The sequence below is a fragment of the Streptomyces noursei genome, assembly GCF_016917755.1.
Lineage (GTDB): Bacteria > Actinomycetota > Actinomycetes > Streptomycetales > Streptomycetaceae > Streptomyces > Streptomyces yunnanensis.
Window position 1 is genome coordinate 2,076,623 of record NZ_CP070326.1, and the last position, 16,677, is coordinate 2,093,299.

At 74.4% G+C, this 16,677-nt stretch carries 12 protein-coding genes; 6 read left to right on the forward strand and 6 right to left on the reverse strand.

Going from position 1 to position 16,677, the window contains the following annotated elements; translation table 11 throughout:
• Positions 1-65 precede the first annotated feature (65 nt).
• Complete coding sequence (locus tag JNO44_RS09140) at positions 66-2,102, reverse strand: acetoacetate--CoA ligase (protein ID WP_205362863.1); 2,037 nt, start codon at positions 2,100-2,102, stop codon at positions 66-68.
• Between the two features lie 331 nt (positions 2,103-2,433).
• Here JNO44_RS09140 and JNO44_RS09145 point away from each other — a divergent pair, with 331 nt between their 5' ends.
• The 5 genes from JNO44_RS09145 to glpK all read left to right on the forward strand — a co-directional run bounded on the left by JNO44_RS09145 (position 2,434) and on the right by glpK (position 10,222).
• Complete coding sequence (locus JNO44_RS09145) at positions 2,434-4,857, forward strand: glycoside hydrolase family 31 protein (protein ID WP_205362864.1); 2,424 nt, start codon at positions 2,434-2,436, stop codon at positions 4,855-4,857.
• Positions 4,858-4,953: 96 nt separating this feature from the next.
• Positions 4,954-5,796 (forward strand): M15 family metallopeptidase, encoded by an 843-nt coding sequence (locus JNO44_RS09150; protein ID WP_205362865.1) that lies wholly within the window; start codon positions 4,954-4,956, stop codon positions 5,794-5,796.
• 106 nt (positions 5,797-5,902) lie between these two features.
• Positions 5,903-7,630 carry a GGDEF domain-containing protein gene (locus tag JNO44_RS09155; RefSeq protein WP_205362866.1) on the forward strand — a complete coding sequence of 576 codons (1,728 nt, stop codon included), beginning with the start codon at positions 5,903-5,905 and terminating at the stop codon, positions 7,628-7,630.
• A 207-nt stretch (positions 7,631-7,837) separates the two neighbouring features.
• A complete protein-coding gene (locus JNO44_RS09160) occupies positions 7,838-8,605 on the forward strand; it encodes an MIP/aquaporin family protein (RefSeq protein ID WP_205362867.1) in 768 nt (255 codons plus the stop codon).
• Between the two features lie 66 nt (positions 8,606-8,671).
• Positions 8,672-10,222 carry a glycerol kinase GlpK gene (glpK, locus tag JNO44_RS09165; protein ID WP_205362868.1) on the forward strand — a complete coding sequence of 517 codons (1,551 nt, stop codon included), beginning with the start codon at positions 8,672-8,674 and terminating at the stop codon, positions 10,220-10,222.
• Positions 10,223-10,325: 103 nt separating this feature from the next.
• On the opposite strand, the gene JNO44_RS09170 is transcribed toward glpK, so the two are convergent.
• From JNO44_RS09170 to JNO44_RS09190, 5 genes are all read right to left on the reverse strand, one after another.
• Positions 10,326-10,937 carry a GTP-binding protein gene (locus JNO44_RS09170; protein ID WP_205362869.1) on the reverse strand — a complete coding sequence of 204 codons (612 nt, stop codon included), beginning with the start codon at positions 10,935-10,937 and terminating at the stop codon, positions 10,326-10,328.
• Between the two features lie 205 nt (positions 10,938-11,142).
• Positions 11,143-12,012, reverse strand: a complete 870-nt coding sequence (locus tag JNO44_RS09175; protein ID WP_205362870.1) for an alpha/beta fold hydrolase — start codon at positions 12,010-12,012, stop codon at positions 11,143-11,145.
• A 211-nt stretch (positions 12,013-12,223) separates the two neighbouring features.
• Positions 12,224-12,637 (reverse strand): DUF742 domain-containing protein, encoded by a 414-nt coding sequence (locus tag JNO44_RS09180; protein WP_205362871.1) that lies wholly within the window; start codon positions 12,635-12,637, stop codon positions 12,224-12,226.
• Positions 12,638-12,667: 30 nt separating this feature from the next.
• The gene (locus tag JNO44_RS09185) at positions 12,668-13,093 is read right to left on the reverse strand and encodes a roadblock/LC7 domain-containing protein (RefSeq protein WP_039638246.1); all 426 of its coding nucleotides are present in this window, start codon (positions 13,091-13,093) and stop codon (positions 12,668-12,670) included.
• Positions 13,090-15,765 carry a sensor histidine kinase gene (locus JNO44_RS09190; protein ID WP_205362873.1) on the reverse strand — a complete coding sequence of 892 codons (2,676 nt, stop codon included), beginning with the start codon at positions 15,763-15,765 and terminating at the stop codon, positions 13,090-13,092. The genes JNO44_RS09185 and JNO44_RS09190 overlap by 4 nt, the downstream gene beginning before the upstream one ends.
• 364 nt (positions 15,766-16,129) lie before the next feature.
• Between JNO44_RS09190 and JNO44_RS09195 the strand changes: the two genes are divergently transcribed.
• Positions 16,130-16,513 carry a hypothetical protein gene (locus JNO44_RS09195; RefSeq protein WP_205362875.1) on the forward strand — a complete coding sequence of 128 codons (384 nt, stop codon included), beginning with the start codon at positions 16,130-16,132 and terminating at the stop codon, positions 16,511-16,513.
• The last annotated feature ends 164 nt before the right edge of the window (positions 16,514-16,677 follow it).

The following is a 16,677-nucleotide window of genomic DNA, read 5'->3' on the forward strand; positions in this document are numbered from 1 at the left end:
GGGCCGTGCGGAGGGGGTGGTCCGGCGCCGGGGCGGTGGTGCCGTCGGCGCCGGGCCGCTCGCTCTCAGGTGGTGCGGTGCTCGGCGCGGTCGGCGGCGATCCGCTCGTAGAAGCGGAGGAGTTCGAGGTTGTCGACGGAGCCGGGGTTGACGGCCTTTTCGAGGGGGGTGCCGGCCAGGAGGCGCTTGATCGGGACCTCGATGCGCTTGCCGGTGAGGGTGTGCGGGACGCCGGGGGCTTCGATGATCTCGTCGGGGACGTGGCGCGGGGAGAGTTGTTCGCGGATGGTCCACTTGATGCGGTCGCGCAGGGCGTCGTCCAGGGTGGCGCCGGGGGCGAGGTGGACGAAGAGGGGCATCCAGTAGCCGCCGTCGGGGAGTTCGAGGCCGATCACGAGGGATTCGCGGATCTCGGGGAGGCGTTCGACGGCCTCGTAGATGTCGGCGGAGCCCATCCGGACGCCTTGGCGGTTGAGGGTGGAGTCGGAGCGGCCGTGGATGATGACGCTGCCGCGGGTGGTGAGGGTGATCCAGTCGCCGTGCCGCCAGACGCCGGGGTACATGTCGAAGTAGCTGTCGTGGTAGCGGGTGCCGTCGGGGTCGTTCCAGAAGCGGGTGGGCATGGACGGCATGGGCTCGGTGACGACCAGTTCGCCGACCTCGTCGAGGACCGGCCGGCCCTGGGGGTCCCATGCCTGGAGGTCGGTGCCGAGGCAGGCGGCCTGGAGTTCGCCGATGTGGACGGGGAGGGTGGGGACGGCGCCGGCGAAGCAGCTGCAGACGTCGGTGCCGCCGCTGACCGAGGCGACCCACAGGTCGGCGCCGCTCTCCGCGAAGCTGTCGTGCAGCCAGCGGAAGCCGTCGGGCGGGAGCGGGGAGCCGGTGGTGGCGACGCAGGTGACGGTGGAGAGGTCGAGGTCGCGGGCGGGGTGCAGGCCGGCCTTGCGGCAGGCCATGACGTAGGCGGCGGAGGTGCCGAAGACGGTGGTGCGGGTGGCGGCGGCGACCTGCCACTGGGCGGCGGTGTCGGGGTGGCCGGGGCTGCCGTCGTAGAGGACGATCGTGGATCCGGCGAGGAGGCCGCCGACGAGGAAGTTCCACATCATCCAGCCGGTGGAGGTGTACCAGAAGAAGCGGTCGCCGGGGCCGAGGTCGCAGTGCAGGCCGGTCTGCTTGAGGTGTTCGAGGAGGATGCCGCCCTGGGACTGGACGATGGCCTTGGGGAGGCCGGTGGTGCCGGAGGAGTACAGGACCCACAGCGGGTGGTCGAAGGGGACCTGTTCGAAGACCGGTTCGGTGTGCTCCGAGGTCAGGTCGGACCAGTTCAGGGCGCCTTCGGGGGCGGGGGTGCCGAGCAGGGGGACGTGGACGACGGCGCGCAGGGTGGGGAGTTCGGCGCGGAGTTCGGCGACGGTGTCGCGGCGGTCGTGTTCCTTGCCGCCGTAGCGGTAGCCGTCGACGGTGAACAGGACGACCGGTTCGACCTGCTGGAAGCGGTCCAGGACGCTGCGGGCGCCGAAGTCGGGGGCGCAGGAGGTCCAGACGGCGCCGACGGCGGCGGTGGCGAGGAGGGCGACCACGGCCTGCGGGATGTTGGGGAGGTAGCCGCTGACGCGGTCGCCGGGGCGGACGCCGAGGCGGCGGAGGGCGGCGGCCAGTGAGCCGACCTGGGCGCGGAGTTCGGCCCAGGTGACGGGGTCGGGTTCCTGGCGTTCGTCGACGTGGAGGAGTGCGGGGGTGTCGGCGCGGGCGGGGTCCTCGGCGGCGCGCAGGGCGTGTTCGGCGTAGTTGAGGGTGGCGCCGGGGAACCAGCGGGCGCCGGGCATCGTGCGGTCGGCGAGGACGGTGTCGTAGGGGGTGCCGAAGCGGACGTCGAACCATTCGGCGACGGCCTGCCAGAAGGTGGGGAGCTGGTCGACGGACCAGTGGTGCAGGGCGGCGTAGTCGGCCGCGGGGTCGCCGGAGGTGGGGGCGGGTGCGCCGTGGCGGGTGGCGGCCCAGGCGTGGAAGCGGGTGACCTGTGCGCCGGCGATCCGGTCCGGTCCGGGCTGCCAGAGGGGTTCCGGTGCCGGCTGGGCGGTGGAGTGCGGTGCGGTGGTCATGATGCGGCTCCTGGCAGGTACGCGTCGTGGGCGTCGGCCGCGCACCGTGGTGGGGGTCCCCCGACGGTGCGCGTGGTCGGCTTGTCTGGACGATGCCATGTGATCGACTCGTGCACCAGGGTGGATTCCCACATTCGGGAGTGGTGTGGGACTCCATGTGCGGGCCGCGCGAGGTGGGGCGGTGCCGGGCGGTGGGGTGGTGCGGTGGGGAGGTTTCCGGCCGTCGGGCGGCGGCGGTGGGGGCCGGGGAGGTGGCCGGGATGGCCGTGCGCAGGTGAACGGCAGTTGAACGGTTCCCGCCCGAGGGGTCGTCAGTGGCAGGCTGACCGGCATGGACGGGCGTGATCTGGTGCGGTCGGTACGGATGGTCAGGGCGGTCGGGCCGGCGCAGGGGCTGCGGTCGTTGCGTGCGGCGTGGCGCCGGAGCAGAGCGGATGCGCGGGCGTTGCCGCCGCGGGGTGCGGAGCGGGCGCGGGTGCCGGGTGAGGCGCGGGATGCGGAGCCGTTGCCGGGTGGCGGGGTGATCCGTTTCGCGCGGTCGTCGTTGCGGGTGCGGGTCGCGGCGGGCGGTGCGGTGTTCTGTGGGTGGGACGGGGCCGAGCCGGAGCCGTCGTACGCGCTGGCCGGGGAGTGTCCGGCGGTGGATCCGCGGGTGGTGTTGGAGCCGGATACCGAGGGCGGCTGGCGGATCGTCTCGGAGCGGGTGCTGGTGGTGGTGTCGCGGTTCGGGGCGGTGGAGGTGCGGACGCCGGGTGGCGCGATGCTGCGGCGGGAGCTGCCGCCGCGCTGGTGGGAGCCGGTGGCGGAGGGCGCGGACGGTGGTCCGGAGGGGGACGGCCGGTGCGCGGGGGCGGGGGCGGCGCGGTGGGTGCAGCGGTCGGAGGTGGCGGCGGACGCGCGGTTCTTCGGGCTGGGCGGCCGGTCGGCGGGGCCGCGGCTGCGGGACGGGGTGTACCGGCTGTGGAACACCGATCCGGGCGGTGCGTTCGGGCCCGGGGACGATCCGCTGTACCTGACGATGCCGGTGCAGTTGGTGGTGGCGGACGCGGGGACGCACCTGGTGTTCCACGACAACTCCTGGGACGGCCGGGTGACGTTGCACGAGGGCGTGGAGGGCGCCGGTTCGGGGCATGACCGGCCGGGCACCTGTGAGCTGCGGATGGACGGCGGGCCGCTGCGCTACTGGGTGGTGGCGGGGACGCCGGCGCGGGTGCTGTCGGGGTGGACGGCGCTGACGGGGGCGCCGGCGCTGCCGCCCCGTTGGGCGCTGGGGTACCAGCACGCCCGGTGGGGGTTCGGCGGTGCGGACGAGGTGCGGCGGGTGGTGGCGGGATACCGGGAGCGGGGGTTGCCGCTGTCGGCGGTCCATCTGGACATCGACCACTACGACGGGCACCGGGTGTTCACGGTGGACCGCGAGCGGTATCCGGATCTTCCGGGGTTGGCCGGTGAGTTGCGGGCCGAGGGGGTGCGGCTGGTGTCGATCGTGGATCCGGCGGTGAAGGCGGAGCCGGGGAACACGGTGTACGAAGGCGGGGTGGCGGTGGACGCCTTCGTGCGGGACACCCGGGGGGAGGTGGTGCGGGGGGTGGTGTGGCCGGGCGAGTCGGTGTATCCGGACTTCACCGATGCGCGGGTGCGCAAGTGGTGGGGGGCGCTGTACGCGGAGCGGCTGGCGCAGGGGTTCGCCGGGGTGTGGCACGACATGAACGAGCCGGTGTCGTTCGCGGCGTTCGGGGAGTCGACGCTGCCCCGGTCGGCGCGGCACGCCCTGGAGGGGTGCGGTGGCGACCATCGGGAGGCGCACAACGTCTACGGGTTGGCGATGGCGCAGGCGGCCTACGAGGGGCTGTGCGAACTGCGGCCCGGGGAGCGGCCGTTCCTGTTCTCCCGGTCGGGCTGGGCGGGGCTCCAGCGGTACGGGGGGACGTGGTCGGGGGACGTGGCCACCGGGTGGCCGGGGCTGCGGGCGTCGTTGTCGCTGGTGCTGGGGCTGGGGCTGTGCGGGGTGCCGTACAGCGGGCCGGATGTGGGCGGGTTCTCGGGGGTGCCGTCGCCGGAGTTGTATCTGCGGTGGTTCCAGCTGGGGGCGTATCTGCCGTTGTTCCGTACGCATTCGGCGCTCTGGGCGGGGCGGCGGGAGCCGTGGGAGTTCGGGGCGGAGGTGTTGGAGCATGCCCGGGCGGCGCTGCGGGAGCGGGTGCGGCTGCTGCCGTACTTCGTGACGTTGGGGCAGTTGGCGCGGCTGTCGGGGGCTCCGTATGTGCGTCCGGTGTGGTGGAGCACGCCGCGGGACCGGGCGCTGCGGGACTGCGAGGACGCGTTCCTGCTGGGGGACGCGCTTTTGGTGGCGCCGATAGTGGAGGCGGGGGCGGCGGGGCGGGCGGTGCGGCTGCCGCGCGGCCGGTGGTACGACACCGCGACCGGGCGGGCGTACGACGGGCCGGGCCGGGTGTGGGTGGACGCGCCGCTGTCCCGTATTCCGGTGTTGGCGCGGGCCGGTGCGGTGTTGCCGGTGGCGGGGGCGGACGGTGCGACGGAGTTGGAGGTGTGGGCGCCGGCGGCGGGGCGTACGGGCGGGGGGCTGGTGGTGCCGGACTGCGGGGACGGCTGGCGGCGGCCGGAGGTGGAGCGGTTCGTCTCCCGGTGGGAGGGCGACCGGGTGGTGGTGGAGCGGCGGGACGGGGGTCCGGCGGGGTATCCGGTGCGGGTGCGGGGGCTGGCCGGGGAGGAGGCGGGCCCGGCGGCCGGGTAACGGGGCGGCGGGGCGGGCCCGTTGGACGGGACGGTGGTATGCGGGTGGGCGGCGAGGGGTTCCCCCGTGCCTGCCCCGCCTGGTAGATGAGGGTCCATGCCGAGACTTGCTGCCGCCTGGCGCGGCCTGGCCGCTGCTGCCGCCGCCCTGTTGACCGTCGCCCTCGTCCCGTCGAGTGCGGGGGCGGGGCCCGTCGCCGCGCCGTCGTCGCATCGCGCCGGTGCCGACGACCCCAAGGCGCCGAAGGAGTTCGTGGCGCTGCGGGACGTCGATCCCACGATCATCCAGGAGATCCGGTACGCCACTCCGCACGATTTCATGGGCGTACCGGTGACGGGATATCGCGAGCCGCTGTGCATACTCACCCGGGACGCGGCGCGGGCGTTGCACCGGGCGCAGGTCGCTTTCCTGCGGCGCGGCTATTCCCTGAAGGTGTACGACTGCTATCGCCCGCAGCGGGCGGTGGATCACTTCGTGGCGTGGGCGAAGGATCTGTCCGACCAGCGGATGAAGGCGGAATTCTATCCGCGGGTGGACAAGTCGGTGCTGTTCCGGGACGGGTACATCGCGGAGAAGTCCGGGCACAGCAGGGGCAGTACGGTCGATCTGACGCTGGTCCGGCTGCCGGCGGTGCCGACCCGGCCGTATGTGCCCGGGGAGCCGTTGACGTCGTGCTTCGGGCCGAGGGCGAGCCGTTTCCCGGACAACTCCCTTGACATGGGGACGGGTTTCGACTGTTTCGACACTCTCGCGCACACGCTGGATCCGCGGATCAAGGGGAAGCAGCGGGCGCACCGCATGCTGTTGAAGGAGGGACTGGAGCGGGCGGGCTTTGTGAACTACGCGGACGAGTGGTGGCATTACACCTTTTCGCCGGAGACGTTTCCGGACACCTCTTTCGATTTCCCGGTGGCGCGGAGTTCGCTGGTGCGGCGCTGAAGCGGAAACGGTGCGGCGGCCTCCGTGGCCGTACGCTCCGGAAGGGTGCGTGAACAGTGCGTGAACGAGGCTCCGCGGGTGCCCGGGGAGCGGCATCCTGCTGCTCGTGCCTGCCTGGACGGACCAGCTCCGCTTCGCTTTCCAGCCCGTGGTGAACCTCGCGACCGGCTCGGTCGCCGCGCTGGAGCCGCTCGCCAGACCCGAGGACGGCGAGGTCGACGTGCTCACCCGCGCCCGCCACTCCCCCGATCTGGATGTCGAGTTGGCCGCGCTCGCGGTCCGGGCCGCGGCGGAGCAGGAGACGCTGCTGCCGCTGCACATCAATGTGTTCGCGGCGACCGTCGCGCGGCGTCCGGAGGTGGCCTCGCTGGGCAAGGCGGTGCGGGAGGCGGGGCGGCGGCCGTGGGAGATCACCCTGGATCTGGTCGGGCCGTTCGCCCAGGTCCCCGAGCGGGAGCTGCTGGCGGCGGTGGCGGGGCTGCGGGACGAGGGGTACCGGATCTGCGCGGACGGGGTCGGGGACGGCGATCTGCCGCTCCGGCTGATGGGTGAACTGTCCCCGGATCTAGTCAAGTTGGACGCATCGCTGTGTGTGCGACTGGAGCGCGACCCGGGGCGGCAGGCGGCGGTGGCCGCGATGCGGCAGCTGTGCGAGCGGGTGGGCGGGCTGCTGGCGATCGAGGGGGTGGAGACCGAGGGGCAGTACGCGGCGGTGCGGGCGGCCGGGGTGCAGCTGGCCCAGGGGCATCTGTTCGCGCCGCCGGCGCGGCGGGTGGTGACGGAGGTGTTCGTGCCGGCCGCGCTTCCGCCGCCGGCGAGCGGTCGGCGGGTCCCGGACCGGCCGCCGTCGGGGCCGCCGGTGGCGCAGTTCCTCCAGCCCGCGGCGCTGCTGCCGATGGACGCGTCGGCGGGCGCGGTGCGCAGTCATCTGACCGGCTTCCCCGAGGTGTCGGGGGTGCTGTTGGTGGACGCGGACGGGGTGCCGGTGCGGGCGATCGACCGGGACCGCTTCCTGCTGTCGCTGTCCGGGCGGTACGGGCACGCGCTGTACGCGGATCGGCCGGCGCTGCGGCTGGCGGACCGGCCGCGGACGGTGGGCGCGGACGCCACCGCCTGGCAGGTGCTGGACATGATCGCCGACGGGGAGCGGGACCGTACCGGCGACGACGTGGCGGTGGTGGACGAGCGCGGCCGCTGCATCGGGGTGGTGCACCTCGCCGACATCCTGCGGGCGCTGGCCGAGAGCCGGGTGGAGGAGGCGGCCCGGCTCAATCCGCTGACCCGGCTGCCGGGTTCGGACGCGGTCAACGGCGAGGTGGACCGGCGGGTCGCCGAGGGCCGGGAGTTCGCCCTGAGCTGGCTGGACGTGGACGGTTTCAAGCAGGTCAACGACGGTGCCGGGTTCGCGGCGGGGGACGAGCTGATCCGGGCGGTGGGGCGGACGCTGGCGGAGGTGGCGGCGGGCGAGCCGACCAGCCGGGTGGGGCACATCGGCGGGGACGACTTCCTGGTGCTGACCGAGCCGGATGGGCTGGAGCCGTTCGCCAAGGCGCTGTTGGACGTGGGCTGGTCGGTGGGCGAGATGCAGGTGACGCTGTCGCTGGCGACGGTGGTCTGTCCGCCCGGCGGCGTCACCGGGCACGGGCCGGCGGCGGCCGCGCTGGCGCCGTTGAAGAAGGCCGCCAAGGACCTGCCGGGGGCCAGCTGGGTGGTCGGGCAGCTGGGGTCGGAGCGTACGGAGGTGCGGCGGGGGGCGAGCGCACGGGTGCCGGAGCCGGCAGGGGCGCCGGAGGGGGCGGACGCGGGGCAGGAGGGCGCGCGGGCCCGCGGCTGAGTCTCGGCCTCCGTTCCGCGCCGCCCGGTGCGCCGCTGCCGAAAACACCAACTCCCTTTGTGTACACGTGCTTGACGCTCCCTCAGCCACGGAGAACACTTCCGGGTGCCGGTCGCCGGATGCCCGCGGGCACCGCCGTACTCAGGCATGGCACGCATCCTGCACGGAGGACCGGGGCCCGCCCCGGGCAACGGCCGAGGAGCCGCCATGTACACCAATGGGGACATCGTCGTCGGTGAGGTGATCGGTACCGCGCTCCTGATCCTGTTCGGGTCCGGGGTGTGCGCCGCCGTCACCCTGCACCATTCGAAGGCCAGGGGCGCGGGCTGGGTGGTGATCGCCTTCGGCTGGGGCCTGGGCGTGCTGGCCGGCGCCTACACCGCGGCGCCGCTGTCCGGCGGGCACCTGAACCCGGCGGTGACGCTGGGCTCGGCGGTGGCCGGCGGCACCCCGTGGGCGAAGGTGCCGCTGTACGTGCTGGCGCAGCTGGTGGGCGCGGGGCTCGGGGCGGTGCTGGCCTGGGCACTGTACTTCGCGCAGTTCGCCGCCAATGCCGAGCCGGGCAGGGCCCAGCCGACGCTGGGGGTCTTCGCCACCGCGCCGGAGATCCGCCGGCCGGGCGCCAACCTCGTCACCGAGGTCATCGCCACCGTCGGGCTGGTGCTGCCGCTGCTGTTCTTCGGCCGCAACCAGGGCATCGGGATCGGCCAGGTGCCGGGCGCGCGGGCGGGTGTCTACGGCTCCGGGATCAACGTCCTGCTGGTGGCGCTGCTCGTGGTCGGCATCGGGCTGTCGCTCGGCGGTCCCACCGGCTACGCCATCAACCCCGCCCGCGACCTCGGCCCGCGGATCGCGCACGCGCTGCTGCCGATCCCCAACAAGGGGTCGTCGGACTGGGGTTACGCCTGGATCCCGGTGGCCGGGCCGCTGCTCGGCGCGGTGCTGTCGGGGCTGGTGTACACGGCGGTGTTCTGACGCCGGGCGGCGCCAGGGCGGACCGCAATCGGCCGGTACCGGCCATGACTTCGGGAGGCGGGACGGATGACCAGCCAGCACACCGGGACGGATGGCGCAGCCGGGACGTATGTCGCAGCGATCGACCAGGGCACCACGTCGAGCCGCTGCATCGTCTTCGACCGCGCCGGCGCGGTGGTCGCCGTCGACCAGCGCGAGCACCGCCAGATCTTCCCCAGACCCGGCTGGGTGGAGCACGACGCCGCCGAGATCTGGGCCAAGGTGCAGGACGTGGTGGCGGGCGCGCTGGCCCGGGCGGGGCTGCGGGCCGACCAGCTGAGCGCGCTGGGCATCACCAACCAGCGGGAGACCACGGTGCTGTGGGACCGGGCCACCGGCCGGCCGGTGCACCACGCCGTGGTCTGGCAGGACACCCGTACCGACCGGCTGTGCGCCGAGTTGGGCGGGGCGGCCGGCCAGGACCGCTTCCGGGAGGCCACCGGGCTGCCGCTGGCGAGCTACTTCTCCGGGCCGAAGGCGGCCTGGCTGCTGGACGAGGTGCCGGGGCTGCGGGCGCGCGCCGAGCGCGGCGAGATCGCGTTCGGCACCGTCGACTCCTGGCTGATCTGGAACCTGACCGGCGGCACCGACGGCGGGGTGCACGTCACGGACGTCACCAACGCCAGCCGCACCCTGCTGATGGACCTGACGACCCTGCAGTGGGATCCGGCGATCCTCTCCGCGATGCGGATACCGGAGGCGATGCTGCCGGAGATCAGGTCGTCGGCCGAGGTGTACGGCACGGCGGTCGGGCCGTTGGCGGGCGTCCCGGTGGCGTCGGCGCTGGGGGACCAGCAGGCGGCGGTCTTCGGGCAGACGTGCTACAGCGTCGGGGAGGCCAAGAACACCTACGGCACCGGCTCGTTCCTGCTGCTGAACACCGGCCACCGGCCGGTGGCGTCGAAGCACGGGCTGCTGACGACCCTGGGCTACCAGCTCGGCGGGGAGGCGCCCGTCTACTGCCTGGAGGGCTCGATCGCCATCACGGGCGCGCTGGTGCAGTGGTTCCGCGACCAGCTCGGGCTGATCGGGTCCGCGGCGGAGATCGAGGAGCTGGCGGCGAGCGTGCCGGACAACGGCGGCGCCTATGTCGTCCCGGCGTTCTCGGGGCTGTTCGCGCCGTACTGGCGGGCCGACGCGCGCGGGGTGATCACCGGGCTGACCGGCTACGTCACCAAGGCGCACCTGGCCCGGGCGGTGCTGGAGGCGACCAGTTGGCAGACCCGTGAGGTGGTGGACGCGATGTACCAGGACTCGGGGGTGCGGATCACCCGGCTGAAGGCCGACGGCGGGATGACCGCCAACAGCCTGCTGATGCAGCATCAGGCGGATGTGCTGGGGGTGCCGGTGATCCGCCCGGTCGTCCCGGAGACGACGTGCCTGGGCGCCGCGTACGCGGCCGGGCTCGCCACCGGGGTCTGGCGGGACCTGGACGAACTGCGCTCCCACTGGCAGCCCGACACCGAGTGGACGCCGCGGTTGGCCGCGGCGGACCGCGAGCGCGAGTACGGCAACTGGCGCCGGGCGGTGGAGCGGAGCTTCGGCTGGCTGGCGGCGGACGGCGGTGCCGCGTCCTGACGTCGGCGGGCCGCGAAGGCGTACGGCCCGTACCCCGGGCGGCGGGGTACGGGCCGTACTTCCGCGCCCCGTCAGGGAAGCGCGGGTCCGGGGGCGGCGCCGGTCAGGGCAGGGCGGGCTCCCGCTGCTGGGCGCCGCGCCGCATCGCGTGCTCGACGACGGCAACCAGCACGTCCCGCGCGGATTCCCGCACCCGGGCGTCGCAGAGCACCACCGGGACGGCGTCGTCGAGGTCCAGGGCGTCCCGGACGGCCTCGGCGGGGTAGCGGTCGGCGCCCTCGAAGCAGTTGACGGCGACGACGAAGGGCAGACCGCGGCGCTCGAAGTAGTCGATGGCGGCGAAGCTGTCCGCCAGGCGGCGGGTGTCGGCGAGCACCACCGCGCCGAGCGCGCCGCGGGCCAACTCGTCCCACAGGAACCAGAAGCGGTCCTGGCCCGGGGTGCCGAAGAGGTACAGGACCAGTTCGTCGCGGACCGTGATCCGGCCGAAGTCCATGGCGACGGTGGTGGTGGACTTGGCCTCGACGCCGTGGAGGTCGTCGATCGGGCGGCCGGCCTCGGTCAGCCGCTCCTCGGTCCGCAGCGGACGGATCTCGCTGACCGCGCCCACCAGGGTGGTCTTGCCGACGCCGAAGCCGCCCGCGACCAGGATCTTGAGCGTCACCGGTTCGGCCGGGGCGGGCCGGGGACTGCGCTCAGAACGCCCGAAGACCATGGGTTTCCTTCTCCTGGTTGCCGGGGATGCGGGGCGCACGGGGGCAGCGCGAGATGTCCCGAGCGCGGGGCGGCCGTCGCTGACGGCGGTCGCCAGTGCACCGTACAACGTGCGCCGTACGGCGCCCACTTGAGGTCCGCTCCGATCACGCGGGCTGCCGGGCCAAGGCCGCCAACCGTCCCAAAAGGACCGCGCGGCGGGCGGATCAGCCCTGTCGGTGGGCGGCGAGGTGGTCGAGGATCTTGGGCGTGACCAGTGCCGGGACCTCTTCGGGCAGCCAGTGGCTGGCGCCTTCCAGGGCCTCGAGGCGGTAGGGGCCGTCCACCCACTCCCCCGTCGACTCGGCCGCGCCGCGGCCCAGGGCGATGTCCTCGCTGCCCCACAGGAAGAGGGTGGGCACCGCGATCCGCCCGGCCGGCACGGAGATCACCGCCTCGGGGGCGCGGTACCAGTTGAGGGTCGCGGTCAGCGCGCCGGGCTCGGAGAGCCGCCGGATGTTGGCCTCGACCAGCTCCGCGGGGACCTTGCCGCCGTAGACGGCGCGCAGCCGGGCCGCCGCGTCGGCGAGCAGGGCGGACTCGGCGGCGCCGTCCGGGCGGCGGAAGAAGCGGACGTAGTCCAGCCGGTGGTGCTGTTCGGGGTCGTCGGCGGCGGCGCGGTCGAGCGCCTCGGGGTGCGGGGTGGCGAGGACGGTCAGCGACGCCAGCCGCTCGGGGTGGGCGCTGGCCAGCGCCCAGGCGACCATGCCGCCCCAGTCGTGGGAGACGAGGTGGCAGCGCTCGGCGCCCAGGGCGTCGGCGAAGGCGAGGGCGTCGGCGACGAGTTCGGGGACGGCGTAGTCGGCGATCCGCGGCGGGCGGGCGTCCGGGGAGTAGCCGCGCTGGTCGACGGCGACCGCGCGGTACCCGGCGGCGCCCAGGGCGGGCAGCACCCCGCTCCAGGAGTCGGCGAACTCGGGCCAGCCGTGCAGCAGCAGGACGACCTCGCCGTCGGCGGGACCACAGGCCAGGGCGTCGAAGGTGTGGGGTCCGGCGGTGATCCGCAGGGGCTGGAGGGGGGTGGCGTCGGCGGCCATGGCGGCGGGCTCCTCGGTTCCGGGTGCCGGCCACGGCACGGGGCACGCGGTGGCGGCCGGCGCGGGACGGCGCATGATCGACGGCAACCGTAGTCCGCCGCCGAGCGCGCGCTCAACAGGGGGGCGCGGAAGCGGAGGCGGGGGTGCCGCCCCGCCCCGCCCCGGGGCGGGCGGGCGGCGGGGGCGGTGCGCGGCGGCGTCCGCCGGGTCGTCACAGCGCGCGCAGGCCGTCGATGACCTCGCGCAGCACCTGTTCGTCCGGCAGCTCGGCCGGCGGCACCGGGCGGGTCACATGGACCAGCCCGGCGTCCAGCAGATCGCCGATGAGGACCCGGACCACGCCGACCGGCAGGTCGAACTCGGCCGCCAGCTCGGCGACCGACTGCGGCGCCGCCCGGCACAGCTCGACGATGTCCACCTGCTCCGGGGACAGCGTCTGGTCGGCGATCGGCCCGTCGGCGCGGCTCTCGGCGATCACCAGCGCGATCAGGTCCAGCCGCCCCTCGGCGGCCGTACGGGTGCGCCCGCGGGTCATCGCGTACGGGCGGACGACCGGTCCCGCGTCGTCGTCGAACCAACGGGCTGGTTGCCGCTCCGGTGCCGGCCGGCCCTCCTGATCGGTCATGGCGTCACCGTAGTCGTACTCGGCCGGCGGTCAGGACCGGGGCGCGGTGCCCAGGTGCGTGCCGACGCGCTTGACGAGCAGGGTCATCTCGTAGGCGATCAGCCCGACGTCGGAGTCGGCGTCGGCGAGGACCGCCAGGCAGCTGCCGTCGCCGGCCGCGCTGACGAACAGGAACGCGTCGTCGAGCTCGATCAGGGTCTGCCGGACCCCGCCGGCGTTGAAGTGCCGGCCGACGCCCTTGGCGAGGCTGTGGAAGCCGGAGGCGACCGCGGCCAGGTGCTCGCTGTCCTCGCGGGTGAGGTCCTTGGAGGCGCCGGTGGGCAGGCCGTCGCTGGAGAGGATCAGTGCCTTGCGGATGCTGCCGACCCGCTCTACCAGCTCGTCCAGGAGCCAGTTCAGCTCCCCGGATCCGTGCGGCGAGGCTGCGGTGGAAGCGGATGCCTTCGGTGCGGTCATGGACCGTCCTCTCCCGATGTGGTTCGTGGTGGTGCGGTTGCGCTCCCGGGGGCGCCCTGTGGGGTGCCCGGGTCCGGAGGTGTGGGGGTGTGCGGGGTTTCGCCGTTCTCCCGGCGGCCGCGCTGCCAGCCGCGCTGGAGCGAGGCCATGCGGGCCCGGACCGCCTCCGCGTCGCGGTCGTCCTCGGCCGGGGTGGCCGGCCGGTCCGCCGGGGGCTCGGCGCCCTGGTCGGACTTGAGCTGCGGGGCGAGGCTGGCCTGGCGCACCCGGCGGGGCAGGCCCTTGGGGGTGGTGGCCGGGGCCGCGGAGGCGTCGGCGGCGGGGGTCCGGTCGGGGGTGCGCTGCCCGGCGGCCGGGCCTGCGTCGGGCTCGGGGCGCGGCTCGCCGCCGGGGTCGTCCGGTGTGCGGGCGCCGTCCACGGTCCGGCCGTGGTCGGAGACCAGGACCGGTGTGCGGGAGCGGCGCGGCAGCGGGGCGAGTTGGCCGTTCGGCGCCTGGTCGCCGGCCTGCTGGTGCTGTTCGCCGGACGGGACGAGGGCGGGCTTCGGGACGGCCCTGGGGCCCTGCGGCGTGCCGGCCGGTGCGGCCGGGTCGGCCTGCGACACGGGTGCCTCCAGTTCGACGGGGCCGGCGAGGGCCCCGCGCCGGGTGCGCCGGGCGAGCGGCACCGGGACCTGGGCGAGCGGGTCGAGAGGGGTGTCCTCGGTGTGCTCGGGGCCAGCCGGGGCATCGGCTGCGGCGTCGGCGGCGGTCGGCCCGGTGTCGCGGGCGCCCTCGCCGGTGTCGGTGAGGATCGCGCCGGGGACGAGGACCACCGCGGTGGTGCCGCCGTACGGCGAGGGCTGGAGGGAGACCCGGACGCCCTGTCGCTGGGCGAGCCGGCTGACGACGAACAGTCCCAGCCGGTCGGTGTCGGACAGTTCGAACTCGGGGGTCTCGGCGAGCCGGAGGTTGGCGTCCAGCAGCTGGTCGGGGGCCATGCCCAGGCCGCGGTCGTGGATCTCCAGGGTGTAGCCGTGCGAGACCCGCTCGCCGAGCACCTGGACGGCGGTGTGCGGCGGGGAGAAGACGGTGGCGTTCTCCAGGAGTTCGGCGATCAGGTGGGTGAGGTCGGAGACCGCGGGGCCGTCCACGGCGAGCCGGGGCAGCCGGCGGACCTCGATGCGCTCGTAGTCCTCGACCTCGGCGACCGCTGCGCGCACCACGTCCATCAGCTGGACCGGCTTGCGCCACTGCCGGGAGGGGGCCGCGCCGGAGAGGATGACCAGGCCCTCGGCGTGCCGGCGCATGCGGGTCGTCATGTGGTCGAGCCGGAACAGGTCGGCGAGTTCGTCGGTGTCCTCGGTGCGCCGTTCCATGGCGTCCAGGAGCGTCAGTTGGCGGTGCAGCAGGACCTGGCTGCGGCGGGCGAGGTTGACGAACACCTCGGAGACGCCGCGGCGCATGTCGGCCTGTTTGACGGCGGCTTCGACGGCGGCCCGTTGGAGGGTGTTGAGCGCCTGGCCGACCTGGCCGGTCTCTTCCGGGCCGAACTCCAGGCGGGGCGCCTCGGTCTCCACGTCGACGTGTTCGCCGGCCGCCAACCGGCGCATCACGCTGGGCAGTCGGACGCCGGAGACCTCGTGGGCGGTCTTGCGCAGCCGGGTCAGGTCCCGGACGTGCCGGCGGCCGATCCGCAGCGAGACGATGACCGAGACCAGCAGCGCGACGAAGCCGAGGACGCCGGTGGCGACGGCCTTGAGGACGATACGGGTGGCGATCGGCGCGACCCGCTGCTGGTAGCGCTCGCCGGCGTCCTTGCCCATCCGTCCGAGGTCGCCGAGGAGCTTTTCCGCTGCGGTGTTCCAGCGGTCGGCGTTGACCGTGTGGGCGGCGGTCGCGGGGTCGGCGGCGATCACCCGGTCCTCGTAGGAGGTCAGTTCGCGGGCGCCGGCGGAGCGCCAGTAGTCCTCGTAGAGGCCGCGGTCGGTGGCGGGCAGCAGCGGCAGGTTGGTGCTGTAGAGGATGCGGCGCTCGGCGACCCGGTCGGAGAGGGCGCGCTGGTCGCGTTTGTCGATGCTGCCGGAGGTGAGGATCGCGGACATCAGCGCGTCCTCGCGGGAGAACGCCTCGCGGGCGCGGGTGATGTTGACCAGGGCGCGGCCCTGCTTGTCCATCTCGACGTTCTCCAGCGAATGGAGGGCGGCGAGCAGGTCGTAGCCGGGGTCGACCAGGGCGTTGTAGGACTCCATGGCCTCGTCGCGGCCGACCCGGTTGTCCTCGACCTGGCTGCGCAGGGCGTCCAGGCCGTCCAGCCCCTTGACGAGGTCGGTGACCCGGCCGGCGGCCGGGCCGGCCAGCTCCGAGCGGACGTCCGCGGCGTCCACCTCGTCGTGGAGCCGGGCCACGGCGTCGTCGGTGGCCCGGGTCTGGCCGCGGAGTTCGTTGAGGGCGTTGGCGCCGCGGCGGTCGGCGAGGTAGGTCAGGCTCTGGCGGCGTTCGCGCTGGAGGGCCTGGATGACGTCCTCGACCGGGTAGCCCAGGCCGCGGACGACGGTGCTGACGTCGAGGAGCTGGTTGGCCTCGCGGCCGGTGACGTAGGTGGTGATGCTCCACATCAGCGTCAGGGACACCAGCGGCACGAGCAGCAGCGCCACGATCTTCCGGCGGACCGACCTCCCGCGAAAGCGCATGGCCTCCCCTACGTCAACCCCGGCGGACGGGGGCGGTGTTCCGTCAACAGCGGCGCGAGCCTACTACTGTCGGGGGAACGTTCCGAGGCCCGGCGACGCGGCGGGGGATGCGGGTGGGGCGGGATCGTCACGAGTTGTCCGACGATGCCCGGAGGGCCTGCCGGTGAGTGTGGCCATGGCCACCCGGGCGCGCGGCCCGTGCCGGCCCTGCGGGGCGCTTCCGCGCACCCCGATGCGTGACGCCGGAGGGGGATGCGGAGTGGACAGGAGCCCGCCTCGTGTGGCATGTATCCGGTGAAACCCGGGCAGCCACCGAGGAGTCGGGCGGCCCCGGGTGCGGGGAGAGTGCGGGGAGAGTGACGCGATGGACGGCGGCAGGCGTCCCTTGTGGCAGGTGGAGCCGACGGCTCGGCGCCGGATGGCCGATCCGGTGCGGACGGCCGCGGTGCGCGCCGTCATCATCGTGGCGGTCACCCTGATCCAGGCCATGGTGGCCTTCCTGTGCACGCTGGCGGGGTCCTGGTTCGCGTTCCCCGCGGTCCTCTCGACGGTCGCCAGCACGATCGTCGCCACGTGGGCGGTGCTGGACGTCTGGGTGACGCGCCAGGTCTGGGTCCAGCGGCACGGGGTGCGGTCCGAGCCGAGCAGCACCGCCCGGGAATTGCGCCGGGAGCGCCGGGAGGCCCGCCGACAGGAGCGCCGGCGGCCACCGGAGGGGCCGTCGCGGACGGACCGCGCGGCGGCCTGACGGGCCGAGGACCGGGCCGCGGGGCGTGCGGGCGACGCCCTGTCCCCCCGGGCACCGATCGGTATCATCACGTTGTGAATTGCGCATCGCATCGCACGATGCGCAACAGAGATCCAGGCCGGGCGGCGCCCCGTCGAGGGCATCCTTCCCGGCGAACGGCCCCG